This is a genomic window from Alteromonas sp. AO-Serp, from assembly GCF_017849675.1.
Lineage (GTDB): Bacteria > Pseudomonadota > Gammaproteobacteria > Enterobacterales > Alteromonadaceae > Alteromonas > Alteromonas macleodii.
Genome location: NZ_JAFLMX010000111.1, coordinates 1 through 12,818 on the forward strand (window position 1 = coordinate 1; position 12,818 = coordinate 12,818).

General features: G+C 45.7%; 10 protein-coding genes. 9 read left to right on the forward strand and 1 reads right to left on the reverse strand.

What is annotated here, in order from left to right; translation table 11 throughout:
* From bamA to tilS, 9 genes are all read left to right on the forward strand, one after another.
* Positions 1–1,891, forward strand: a 1,891-nt coding sequence (bamA, locus tag QVA83_RS08310; RefSeq protein ID WP_287498347.1) for an outer membrane protein assembly factor BamA, incomplete at its 5' end; no start/stop codon positions are given.
* 62 nt (positions 1,892–1,953) lie between these two features.
* The gene (locus tag QVA83_RS08315; protein WP_014948561.1) at positions 1,954–2,469 is read left to right on the forward strand and encodes an OmpH family outer membrane protein; all 516 of its coding nucleotides are present in this window, start codon (positions 1,954–1,956) and stop codon (positions 2,467–2,469) included.
* Positions 2,470–2,662: 193 nt separating this feature from the next.
* Positions 2,663–3,112, forward strand: a complete 450-nt coding sequence (gene fabZ / locus QVA83_RS08320; protein ID WP_156077995.1) for a 3-hydroxyacyl-ACP dehydratase FabZ — start codon at positions 2,663–2,665, stop codon at positions 3,110–3,112.
* A 1-nt stretch (position 3,113) separates the two neighbouring features.
* Positions 3,114–3,884, forward strand: coding sequence for an acyl-ACP--UDP-N-acetylglucosamine O-acyltransferase (gene lpxA / locus QVA83_RS08325; RefSeq protein WP_156077996.1), 771 nt, complete (start codon positions 3,114–3,116; stop codon positions 3,882–3,884).
* A gap of 2 nt (positions 3,885–3,886) precedes the next feature.
* Positions 3,887–5,035: a lipid-A-disaccharide synthase gene (gene lpxB, locus QVA83_RS08330; protein WP_156077997.1), complete on the forward strand. Its 1,149-nt coding sequence runs from the start codon at positions 3,887–3,889 to the stop codon at positions 5,033–5,035.
* Positions 5,028–5,600, forward strand: a complete 573-nt coding sequence (rnhB, locus tag QVA83_RS08335) for a ribonuclease HII (RefSeq protein WP_156077998.1) — start codon at positions 5,028–5,030, stop codon at positions 5,598–5,600. The genes lpxB and rnhB overlap by 8 nt, the downstream gene beginning before the upstream one ends.
* Positions 5,601–5,604: 4 nt before the next feature.
* On the forward strand, positions 5,605–9,069 hold the full coding sequence (gene dnaE, locus QVA83_RS08340) for a DNA polymerase III subunit alpha (RefSeq protein WP_287498348.1): 3,465 nt from the start codon (positions 5,605–5,607) through the stop codon (positions 9,067–9,069).
* 68 nt (positions 9,070–9,137) lie between these two features.
* Complete coding sequence (accA, locus tag QVA83_RS08345; protein ID WP_014948567.1) at positions 9,138–10,094, forward strand: acetyl-CoA carboxylase carboxyl transferase subunit alpha; 957 nt, start codon at positions 9,138–9,140, stop codon at positions 10,092–10,094.
* A gap of 282 nt (positions 10,095–10,376) precedes the next feature.
* Positions 10,377–11,702, forward strand: coding sequence for a tRNA lysidine(34) synthetase TilS (gene tilS, locus QVA83_RS08350; protein WP_287498349.1), 1,326 nt, complete (start codon positions 10,377–10,379; stop codon positions 11,700–11,702).
* 125 nt (positions 11,703–11,827) lie between these two features.
* Here the strand turns inward: tilS and QVA83_RS08355 are convergent, their stop codons facing one another.
* Complete coding sequence (locus tag QVA83_RS08355; RefSeq protein WP_156078001.1) at positions 11,828–12,727, reverse strand: GGDEF domain-containing protein; 900 nt, start codon at positions 12,725–12,727, stop codon at positions 11,828–11,830.
* Between the last annotated feature and the right edge of the window lie 91 nt (positions 12,728–12,818).

The following is a 12,818-nucleotide window of genomic DNA, read 5'->3' on the forward strand; positions in this document are numbered from 1 at the left end:
GCTGATGGAGGCTTTCGAGCTGCAATACGATACGCCTTGGTGGGATTTCCTGTCGGAAACTCGCTACCAGCAGCAAACGCTGCAAGGGGATATGGAAACGCTGCGTAACCATTACTTAAACCGTGGTTACCTTCGCTTTAATGTTGACTCTACCCAAGTATCAATGACACCCGAAAAGTCGGGCATCTACATTGCTATGAATGTAACCGAAGGTGAGCAGTACACTATTTCAGAAGTTGAATTAGTAGGTGATGTACTTGGCCATGAAGAATATATTGAGCGCGTGCTTCCGCTGACAGAAGGTGAGCTATATAACCAAGCCGAAGTAACCTATACAGAAGAGTTCATCAGTAAATATCTTGGTCGTTTCGGATATGCTTATCCAACGGTTACTACCGTTCCTGAAATTAATGACGAAGACAAAACAGTTAAGTTGACGTTATCTGTTGATCCGGGCAAGCGTATTTATGTTAACCGCATTAAATTTAACGGCAACGTAGTAACTGCCGATAGTGTTCTGCGTCAAAATGTCAGCCAGATGGAAGGCACGTGGCTTTCAAATAACTTGCTAGAGTCTTCCAAGAACCAGCTTTCTCGACTTACTTATATGGAAGAAGTAGAGTATGAAACTGTACGTATTCCTGGCTCTGAAGATAAGGTTGACGTTAATTATAACGTTAAAGAGCAGCCTTCTGGCTCATTTAATGCGGGTATCGGCTATGGTGACAGAACCAAGTTAAGCCTACAGGCGGGTATCCAGCAAGATAACTTCTTGGGTACAGGTAAACGAGTTGGCCTTAACCTAAGCACAGTTTCATATCAGCGCAGCGCACAGATTACTTATAACGATCCTTACTTCACGATTGACGGGATTAGCTTGGGTGGTAGTTTAGGTTACAGTGAGTTTGACGGCTCAGACTTTAACGTTATCCAGTACAATTCTAAGCGTTGGTCAATTGGTGCGAATGTTGGTTATCCAATAAACGAATTCAACCGCATTAATTTTGGCTTAACCTATAGTAACGTTGAGCTATACAACCGTGGTTACTACGAGCAAACTGAGCAGTTTTATAACCAGTTTACGAACGGTGAAGACCCAGATGCAGCGATTAAATACGATAGTTACCTGGCAAGCATAAGCTGGAGTCGAAGTACGCTAAACCGTGGTTTGTTCCCAACGGCGGGTTCATCTCAACGAGCTTCATTTAGCATTACCACACCAAACTCAGATGTTAACTATTTTAAAACGGTATTTGACGGTAAGTGGTACTTCCCATTATCTCGTAACCAGCGCTGGTCTTTCCTAGCGCGCGTACGTCTTGGCTACGGGAATGGTTACGGTGATATTAACGGCAATGAGCAAATATTACCGTTTACAGAGAACTTTACAGCAGGTGGTTCTGATTCACTACGAGGATTCGAGAATAACACGGTAGGTCCTCGCGGTGTATTCCTAGGCAATACGGGTACTATAGTTGGGCCTGATGGTGAAGTGTTCCCAGGCGATCCAGCTGATGCGCAGCTGTCTTGGTCAACGCGAAGCCTAGGTGGTAACGCGATGGCACTTGGCGGTATCGAGCTTATTGTTCCTACGCCATTTGTTGAAGAAGAAATGGATAACTCAGTTCGTACAAGTTTGTTTGTGGATGTGGGTAACGTGTGGGATACTGAGTTCGACTATGACTATTACCGTCAGTTTGACATAGCATCTACACAACGCGGTGAGCTATTGGACTATTCTGATTGGAGCCTGTATCGTAGCTCGGCAGGTATATCGGTCCAATGGGTATCACCAATGGGACCGATGGTATTCAGCTTCTCGAAAGCGATACAGCAACGTGATGGTGACGATGCGAGATTCTTCACTTTCAACATTGGTCAAACTTTCTAAGACATTAAAGCGAGCGCGTTTTTAGGCGCGCTCTATAATAAGATTCACAAAAGGAGTTCCCTTTGAAACAGTTGGTTAAACATATCGTTGCAGGAGCAATGTTGGGTAGCGCTTTAGTTAGTACATCTGTAATGGCTGAGCAGAAAGTTGCAGTTGTCGATGTGCAAGGTATTTTCCAAGCGATGCCTCAAGCGGCTGAAATTCAAAACGCTATTCAGGCTGAATTTAAAGATCAGCTTGAAGAAGTGAATCAACTGCAGCGTGATGGTCAGTTCTACGCAGAACGTCTTCAGCGCGACGCAGCGACAATGAGCGATGCAGAGAAGAAAGAACTAGAACAAAAAATCTTGTCAGTACGTGAAGAGCTAGCTAAGAAAGGTCAACCTTTGCAGCAAAACATTCAACGTCGCAGCAACGAAGAGCGCAACAAGCTTCTTGGACTAATCAAGCAAGCTATTGACTCTGTTGCAGCAAAGCAAGGTTATGACCTAGTGCTTAACGCTGGTGCGGTTGCGTTTGCAAAAGAAGAGCACGACTTATCTGAGCAAGTTCTTCAGCAAGTAAGCAAAACTAACTAATAACTGCACTAGTCAGTTGTAAAATTTATCAGACCAACTCCCCAAAGGTGTTGGTCTGATTTGTTTTTTGCGCTTAACAGCGTATGGTTGCCGCCGTTTTTAGTTTTTACGGCGAGTTTGACCAGAATGCCAATCAATCATCTGTATTGGTATAAAATAGTTGTAGGTCATGCTTGTATACAGGAGAAAGTTTTTGGCCAATTCACTTAATACCATCGAAATTCAGGAAATATTGGAACTGTTACCTCATCGGTATCCATTCCTACTTGTTGATCGTGTAACAGACTATGTTCTGGGTGAGTCTGTAAAGGCTTATAAGAATATCACTATCAATGAGCCGTGTTTCATGGGGCACTTCCCTGAACAGCCAATTTTCCCAGGGGTATTAATTCTTGAAGCTATGGCACAAGCTGCCGGTGTTTTAGGATTTAAGACAATGGGTAGCAATGATAAGTTATACTTGTATGCAGGGATTGATAACGCACGCTTTAAGCGTCCTGTTGTTCCAGGTGACAGGCTTGAGTTTGATGTTGCTCTAGTTAAAGAGCGCAGAGGGATTTGGAAATTTAAAGGCACTGCAAGCGTTGATGGCGATATCGCTTGTGTTGCAGAGTTTATGTGTGCGATGAGAGAGATAGCTTAACGTGATCCATCCAACTGCGGTAATTTCAGAAAGTGCAACGATTGGTGAAAATGTCACCATTGGTCCATTTTGTGTGGTAGACGACAATGTCACCATAGGCGATGGCTGTATTCTGAAATCACATGTGGTGGTACGCGGCCCAACGCGTATCGGTAAAAACAATAAATTTTATCAGTTTTCTTCAATTGGTGAAGACTGCCAAGATAAGAAGTATGCGGGCGAGCCTACTGAACTTGTCATCGGTGACGATAATGAGTTTAGGGAAGGGGTAACCGTTCACCGAGGCACTATTCAAGACAACAGCATTACTATAATTGGTTCTCGCTGTTTATTTATGGCCAACTCTCATGTTGCCCATGATTGTGTCCTTGGCAACGACATTATTATTGCAAACAGTGTTGCGATTGCAGGCCATGTTCACATGGACGACCACGTCATTGTTGGCGGTGCCGCAGGTATTCACCAGTTCTGTAAGATTGGAGCTCATTCGTTTTTGGGGGCTGGCGGCATTATTCTGCGCGACGTGCCTCCCTTTGTTATGGTCAGCGGCCAGAAAAACATTCCTCAGGGTATTAATTCTGAAGGGCTTAAGCGTCGTGGCTTCAGCAAAGAAGAAGTTATGGCCATTAAACGCGCTTACAAAGCAATATACCGTGAAGGCAATACCGTAGACGAAGCCATTGAAAAACTTGCCGATCCCGCACAGGAGTTCCCTGGTGTGGCCCTTATGGTGAAGTTCTTACAAGACTCTGAGCGAGGCATTATTCGCTAATTATGTCTACGCCTATCCGTATCGGCATGGTTGCCGGAGAGCCCTCTGGTGACGTGCTTGCCGCCGGAATGGTTGCAGAGTTAAAACGCCAATACCCTGATGCTGTTATCGAAGGTATTGGCGGTCCAAATATGATAAACGCGGGTTTTCATAGTCTTTTCGATATGGAAACCTTGTCGGTTATGGGACTTGTTGAAGTTCTCTCCCATCTACCTGCCATCTTGAAAGTTAAAAAGCAGCTTCTTGCTCACTTCGAGCAAAATCCGCCAGATATTTTTGTGGGTATTGATGCGCCTGATTTTAATCTAAGAGTAGAAAAAGCGCTTAAAGCACGCGGTATCAAAACCATGCACTATGTGAGTCCTACTGTGTGGGCGTGGCGTGAAAAGCGCATCCATAAAATAGCGAAAGCGACTAATCGTGTGTTGGGTTTATTTCCTTTCGAGCAGCAGGTTTACGATAAATACCACGTTCCCTATACCTTTGTGGGACACACAATGGCTGACGCTATAGCAATTGAGCCCGACCAAAATGCGGCGCGCCAAGAATTAGGTGTAGATGGTAATGCTTCCGTATTGGCTGTACTTCCAGGCTCACGCAGAGGCGAAGTAGAAACGCTACTTCCAGTATTTCTGGAGACCATAGAAGCTATTCATGCTAAACGCAGCGACATTCAATTTCTTATCCCTGCTGCTAACGAACATCGTCTTACGCAAATAAAGGCACTCTTGCTGGAAGCCAATAAGGCAGAGGAACGTTTACCCATTCAGGTAACGCAAGGCACATCGCGAGATGCGATGATAGCTAGCGATGTTATCTTGCTTGCTTCAGGCACGGCTACCTTAGAGGCCATGTTATGTAAGCGCCCCATGGTGGCCGCTTATTTACTCGCACCGCTTACATATAAAATTATGCAGCGCTTGTATAAAGCGCCTTTCTTCACGTTGCCAAATCTATTGGCTAATGAAGCTATTATTCCTGAATTACTACAAGAAGAAGTAAATGCAGAGAATATGAGCAATCAGCTACTCAACTTCTTCGAAAGTGATAATTCAGCCCTTATTTCCCGTTTCACCGACCTCCACCATACGCTAAAATGCAACGCTGATAAAACAGCAGCAAAAGCTGTCGTGGAGGAATTGTTTGCATAAGTTAATTGCCGGCGTTGATGAAGTAGGTCGTGGCCCGTTAGTTGGTGATGTGGTCACCGCCGCGGTCATTCTTGACCCTGAAAACCCCATTGAAGGGCTAACCGACTCTAAGAAACTGAGTGAAAAAAAGCGCGTAGCGCTTGCCCAAGAAATTCGTGAAAAAGCACTCTACTGGAATATCGGTAGAGCGAGCCCAGAAGAAATAGACAAACTTAATATACTGCACGCTACCATGCTCGCCATGATCCGCGCCGTCGAAGGTTTACCTGTAAAACCTGACTTTGTGCGTGTAGACGGCAACCGGGTTCCGGCGTGGAACTATGAGTCTGAAGCGGTAGTGAAAGGCGATAGCCTGCACGCAGAAATTTCAGCGGCTTCCATTATTGCCAAAGTAGAGCGAGATAACGATATGCTTTCGCTTCACCAGGCCTATCCGCAATATAACTTTGCCGGGCACAAAGGTTACCCCACAAAAGCACACTTTGAAGCCATCGCTGAATATGGCATCTTGGATTGCTATCGAAAAAGTTTTAAACCTGTAAAAGCGCTACTCGAAGAGAAATAACATCATGTCATCGCCATTTATTCATTTACGTGTTCACAGCGACTTTTCGATGATGGACGGCCTGAATAAGGTTAAACCTATTCTAGGTAAAGTGGCCGCGCTTGGCATGCCTGCCGTGGCGATCACCGACCAAATGAATATGTGTGGCTTGGTAAAGTTTTATTCCGAGGCACATAACTTAGGTATTAAGCCCATCATCGGCACTGATTTTTGGGTTACTAATGAAGTCTTTGGCGATGAACCTTTCAGACTAACCCTTATTGCAATGAACAATGAGGGATATAAGAACATTACTATTCTTATCTCCAAGGCCTATCTTCGCGGGCATCTCTCACACCGAGCGGTCATTGATCAAGAATGGTTGGCAGAGCACAGTGAAGGTGTGATTATATTATCGGGTGCACAGCATGGTGATGTTGGTGTGGGTTTAATGAAAAACAACGCCAAAATTCTCGACAGTGCCCTCGAGTTTTATAAAACTCATTTTCCCGACCGCTTTTATTTAGAGCTTATTAGAACCGGTAGACAAGGTGAGGAAGACTACTTGCACCTTGCCGTTGAGCTTGCTGAGCAGCGTGATTTACCCGTGGTAGCCACCAATGAAGTGTGCTTTATTGATCGTGAAGGTTTTGATGCTCACGAAATTCGTGTATGTATTCACGATGGCTACACGCTTGATGATAACCGCCGCCCTAAACGCTACAGCGACCAGCAATATCTGCGCACTGCTGAAGAAATGGCTGAGTTATTTAGCGATATTCCTGAAGCCATAGAAAATACGGTTGAAATTGCCAAGCGCTGTAACGTTACCGTACGGTTAAACGAATATTTCTTGCCACAGTTTCCAACTGGCGGCATGACCACCGAAGACTTCTTGGTTAAAGTGTCTGAAGAAGGGTTGGAAGAACGTCTAGAATTTTTATTCCCCGATGAAGAAGTGCGCAAAGCCAAACGCCCAGAGTACGATGACCGACTTCGCGTTGAGCTTGAAGTTATCAACCAAATGGGTTTCCCAGGCTACTTCCTTATTGTAATGGAGTTCATTCAGTGGAGTAAGGATAACGGAATTCCTGTAGGGCCAGGGCGGGGTTCTGGTGCGGGCTCATTGGTGGCGTATGCCTTAAAAATTACCGACCTAGACCCGCTTGAATTCGACTTGCTATTCGAACGTTTCTTGAACCCAGAGCGTGTATCCATGCCCGACTTCGACGTCGACTTCTGTATGGATAGACGAGACGAGGTAATCGACCACGTTGCTGAGCTTTACGGGCGTCAGGCGGTATCGCAGATCATTACATTCGGTACTATGGCGGCAAAAGCGGTAGTGCGCGACGTGGGCCGCGTGCTTGGTCACCCTTACGGCTTTGTAGACAGAATTTCAAAGCTTATTCCACCCGATCCTGGCATGACGCTTGAAAAGGCGTTTAAAGCAGAACCACAGCTACCAGAAGTGTATGAAAGCGATGAGGAAGTGAAAGACCTTATCGATATGGCGCGAATACTTGAAGGGGTTACCCGAAATGCCGGTAAGCACGCTGGTGGTGTTGTTATTGCGCCAACCACAATCACTGATTTCTCGCCTTTGTATTGTGATGACGAAGGTAAAAACCCCGTAACCCAGTTCGACAAAAACGACGTTGAAACGGCGGGCTTAGTAAAATTCGACTTCTTAGGTCTTCGTACGCTGACTATTATTCAGTGGGCAATAGATATGATCAAAGAAGGGAAGAACGTTGATGTAGATATCAGCGCTATTCCGCTTGAAGATCCTAAGAGTTTCAGAACCCTTCAAAACGCTGAGACAACTGCGGTATTCCAGCTGGAATCTCGTGGTATGAAAGAGCTAATTAAGCGCCTTAAACCTGACTGCTTCGAAGATATTATCGCACTGGTGGCCCTGTTCCGTCCGGGCCCGTTGCAATCAGGCATGGTGGATAACTTTATTGATCGTAAGCACGGACGTGAAGAAATTTCCTACCCCGATGCTGAATATCAGCACGAGTGCTTGAAAGAAATTCTAGAGCCTACCTATGGCATTATCTTGTATCAGGAACAGGTAATGCAGATAGCCCAGGAAATGGCGGGCTACTCACTGGGCGGCGCTGACTTGCTTCGTCGTGCTATGGGTAAGAAAAAGCCTGAAGAAATGGCGAAGCAGCGCGGCACGTTCGCCGAAGGTGCGAAGGGCAATAATATTGACCCGGACCTTGCGATGAAAATCTTCGACTTGGTAGAAAAGTTCGCGGGTTACGGTTTTAACAAATCTCACTCTGCCGCTTATGCCTTGGTGTCTTACCAAACCCTGTGGCTGAAAGTGCATTATCCTGCGGAATTCATGGCTGCGGTAATGTCGGCAGATATGGATAACACCGATAAAATCGTGACGCTTGTCGATGAATGTGAGCGCATGGGCATCGAAATACTGCCGCCAGATTTAAATGCAGGTAAATACAAATTTACCGTCGATAGCGAAGGTCGCATTGTTTACGGTATCGGTGCGATTAAAGGGGTAGGTGAAGGCCCAATTGAAGCGATTATTGAAGCGCGGGAGACCCAAGGGGCATTTAAGGATCTATTTGATTTCTGCGCCAAGATAGACATTAAACGGGTAAACAAGCGAGTGCTAGAAAAGCTAGTATTAGCGGGGGCAATGGACAACTTAGGCCCCCATCGCGCTAGTCTTATGGCGAGTTTACCCGAGGCCCTTGCCGCCGCTGGACAGCACGCAAAAGCTGAGTCTTTTGGTCAGTCAGACATGTTCGGGTTATTGACTACCGAGCCAGAAGACGTGAAGCAAGCGTTTGCCGATGTCCCTGAGTGGCCTGAAAAAGTATGGCTAGAAGGTGAAAAAGACACCCTAGGCTTGTACTTAACCGGCCACCCCATCAATCAGTACGCGGAAGAACTGCGTTACTACACCGACGGTCGATTAGTTGATTTAAAACCAACCAATAAAGACCAAATGGCCAGTGCAGTAGGACTGGTGCTTGGCGTGCGTGTTATGACGAACAAGCGGGGTCGTCGCTGGGCCATAGTGACACTGGATGATAAGAGTGCCAGAATAGACGTACGTTTCTTCCCCGATATGTACGAACAGTTCGAAAGTGTGTTAGAAACTGACAGAATATTGCTTATAAAGGGACAGGTCAGCTTTGATGATTTCTCTGGGGGCAATACAATCACCGCCCGTGATGTAATGGACATTGTTCAGGCACGAGAGAAAAACGCGAGAGCGCTGGCACTTAATATTGATACCCAGCTGCTTGAACCGAAGAAAATGAGTCAGATGCAATCTATCCTGCAGGCATTTAGCGGCGGAAGTTGTCCTGTTCAGTTAGCGGTAACCCATCCAGACGCTGAAGTAATCTTAGCGTGTGGTGCAAGATGGTACGTTACCCCTGAAGACCAACTTTTGCACGATCTCAAACAATGTTTGGGAGACAAAGCCGTTTCAATTCTCTACCATTAAGGGTAAGAGTTCGATAGATTGGACATCTCGCGTTTGCATAGACGAGCGTAGTACGAATAGGACATGAAATGAGTATACAGTTTTTGGACTTTGAACAGCCAATAGCCGAACTAGAAGCAAAAATTGAAGAGCTTAGGTTGGTGAATCAAGGTGGCGAGTTTGACGTTGGTATTGAAGAAGAAATCAATAAGCTTCGCGGTAAAAGCGCAGAGCTGACCAAAAAGATCTTTTCTGATCTTGGCGCATGGCAAGTTTCTCAACTTGCACGTCACCCAATGCGTCCATACACGTTAGATTACATTCCTCGTATTTTTACAGAATTCGACGAGCTTGCTGGTGATCGCGCATTTGCTGACGATAAAGCGATTGTTGGTGGCCCAGCAATGCTAGATGATCAGCCGGTGATGATTATTGGTCATCAGAAAGGGCGTGACACCAACGAAAAAATTAAGCGTAACTTCGGTATGCCTAAACCAGAAGGTTATCGTAAAGCCCTGCGTCTTATGAAGATGGCTGAGCGCTTTAACATGCCTATCATCACTTTTATCGATACGCCCGGAGCGTATCCAGGTGTTGGCGCTGAAGAACGCGGCCAGAGTGAGGCAATCGCGAAGAACCTATTCGAGATGGCTGAGCTTACCGTTCCAATCGTGTGTACCGTTATCGGTGAAGGTGGTTCAGGTGGCGCACTAGCAATTGGTGTTGGCGATCGTGTTAATATGCTTCAATATTCTACGTACTCGGTTATTTCACCAGAAGGTTGCGCGTCTATTCTGTGGAAAAGCGCAGAAAAAGCCCCACTCGCTGCTGAAGCGATGGGCGTAAGTGCGCCACAAATTAAAGAGCTAGGCCTGATTAACAGTATTGTTGAAGAGCCATTAGGTGGTGCGCATCGCGATCATAATGGCATGGCGGCTAATCTGAAGGCCGTCATTAAGCAGCAGCTTAACCAGCTTAAAGAGCTAGATAAGACTAAATTGATGGAAGAGCGTTACCAGCGTTTGATGTCGTTCGGTTATTGCTAAGCTCATTATAAGTTCATTAAGAAAACTAGCATGAAAGGTGCATTTAGCCGTTATGTACAGCTGCGTTCTATCAGTTTAAACGCTTGCTATAAAAACTAGCGAGCGGCGGCTTAATTCATGTCGGTCATGTAATGTCGTATAGGAACAAGGGGGTTGTTTACCAAAGGTAACCAACCCCCTTGTGTTATTAGAAAGTGTGTTATTAGAAAGCCAGTGCTTAGCCAAATACAAAGTTAAACCTCAGTAAAATATAGCGTTGAAAGAATAAGGTATTACCGGTCTGTGACCCCTCTACAATCCCCAACAATCGAACATATCGTCAACCGCATAGCGACATCTCTCACTGATGTAAAGCTACCACTTCAAACGCCACTCGTCGTTGCTTACAGCGGTGGTGTGGATTCGACCGTTCTGCTCCAAGCCGTTATTGCATATAGGGAGCAGTTTGATAGCCCAATTCATGCTGTACATGTACATCACGGTTTAAGTGATAATGCCGAACAGTGGGCAAAGCACTGCGAATTACAGTGTCGTCTTGAAGACGTAGCATTTCATTTGTATCGAGTTGATGTTGATACGGGGTCGAGAAAAAGCCTGGAAGCAGAAGCGCGTAAGGTTCGATACAACGCATTGTTAGAAGTGTGTGACCAAATAGGCGGTGTACTGTTATTAGGACAACATGCCGAAGATCAGCTTGAAACCGTATTGCTCCAGCTCAAACGCGGTGCTGGTCCTCAGGGCTTAGCGGGTATGGGAGAAGTTCAGTACCGAGGTGACACCTTGATAATGCGCCCTATGCTAGCACTAGAGAAAGCCGAGATTGTAGCTTATGCCGAAGAGGAAATGTTGCAGTGGGTTGAGGATGAATCTAATCAGCAAAATAGCTTTGATAGGAACTTCTTAAGGAACGAAATTATACCTCACTTGCTGGACAGATGGCCTAAGTTAACCAAAACCGTGGGGCGCAGCGCCGAGCTTTGTGCTGAGCAAAGTGCACTAGTCAGCGATTCTGCCCAAAAATATTTTGAAGATTGTAAACGCACAGATCTCAGGCTCGACGGGCAACAACTCGCTGCATTGTCGTTACCGTGGCAGGCTATGGTCATTCGCGCGTGGTTTCGAGCTCAAGGCGAGCTGTCGCCCTCAAAAGCGCAGACAGACCAAGTACTTGCTATGTTAAAAGCAAAGCATGATGCAACCCCTGAAGTGAACTTTAAATGGGGCAGGGTTATACGGTTTGACCAAGACCTTTATTGGGTGGTGAACGCTACTCATGAAGTACCGCAAAACTTAAAATTAGTGCCAAACCAAAATATCGCGCTTCCTTGGCTTAGAGGTCATATTCGAATTGCAGTACCAAAGGCGCGAGAAGAAGATACCGTTTCTCTGCAAACCAATGCTCGCAACCTTAAAGTAAAGCCAGAAAATGCGAACGTATCTAAGTTGCTGAAAGAATGGTTTAAGGTATGGCGCGTGCCAAGATGGGAGCGAAACGGCGTGCCGGCAATCTTGATTAACGACGAGCCTATCGCACTGATTGTTGAAGGACGTTGTGTTTATCTGCAGCCCAAAGCGCCAGATATAGAAATAACCTTTAGTCTCGACTGAATCTATGTAGCACTAAAAGTGCCTTTTTTTGAAAGGGCTAGATACTCTTGTTTATGGTATCCATGGCAATAATGTGCAAAAGCGGCATTGCTTTGCCGCCATCCTGATAAATTCAAATCGCGACGTTACGCTGCGTGATAACTATTTTTGCCAGAGTTTTTCACGCGATACAGGGCGTTGTCAGCACGGTCAAATAGGCTACTCATCGTATCGCCGTCGCGATAAATCGCGCCGCCAAGGCTGGTTGATACGCCTAAGCGAGATAAGTAGCTAGAGCTATTGATACTCATTTGAATACGCTGGGCTGCACAAGCTAGTTGCTGTTGCGACTGACAGTCTAGCAAACAACAAAACTCATCGCCGCCATAGCGAAATACTTCGTCTTCATCCCGCAGAACATTAGATAAATGTGATGCAACATGGACAAGTACTTTGTCACCTTCGCCATGACCAAAATTATCATTCACATACTTAAAGTTGTCTAAGTCGATCACCAAAAGTGCGAAAGGATCATCGTGTCTTTGCGCCCAGCCGAGTTGTCTTGTCATTGACTGCTCAAAGCCCGCTCGGTTACCTAAGCCAGTTAACACATCTTTAGTCGCCATCTGTTGCACACGCATCAATGAAAGAGCGTGCTTTACTTGTTTTCCAAATAAATCATGCAGTTGGAATAGACTCTCCCGTTGCGATAACGACAAGGGTGAACTAATGTAATAATAGACATGAGCTTGATCGCCATTAACGGCATTGGCACCTTGTAGTGGTAAATCAATGAGTGTTGACGATATCTTTGCATTACCGTACACCCAACGCGAGTCAAAGTCAGACAAGCTAAACCCGACAATAGGTAACAACGTGTTTAGCTGCTGAAAATACACGCCACCTAGCTCTTGTAGTTCAAGAGTAGAAAGTAGCTGCGTGATAAAGCCTGATAATTCACTAAAAGAGAGTGATTTACCTGTGCTCTCAGCAGGGTAAAAATTGTTATGTTGTGTGCTATCGTAGACTGACGTTGAAAAATCCACAGTAGTGCCCCTATACAAAATGCGTTGATATGCAAAGAAACAAGTGTCAAAGCCCTGACGTTTCTGTGGCCACATCTGCATTTTCGCGGAA

Bases quoted from the DNA above. Each gene is read 5' to 3' on its own strand.
- lpxB (WP_156077997.1), top strand. From the start codon at position 3,887: ATGTCTACGCCTATCCGTATCGGCATGGTTGCCGGAGAGCCCTCTGGT.
- dnaE (WP_287498348.1), top strand. From the start codon at position 5,605: ATGTCATCGCCATTTATTCATTTACGTGTTCACAGCGACTTTTCGATG.
- accA (WP_014948567.1), top strand. From the start codon at position 9,138: ATGAGTATACAGTTTTTGGACTTTGAACAGCCAATAGCCGAACTAGAA.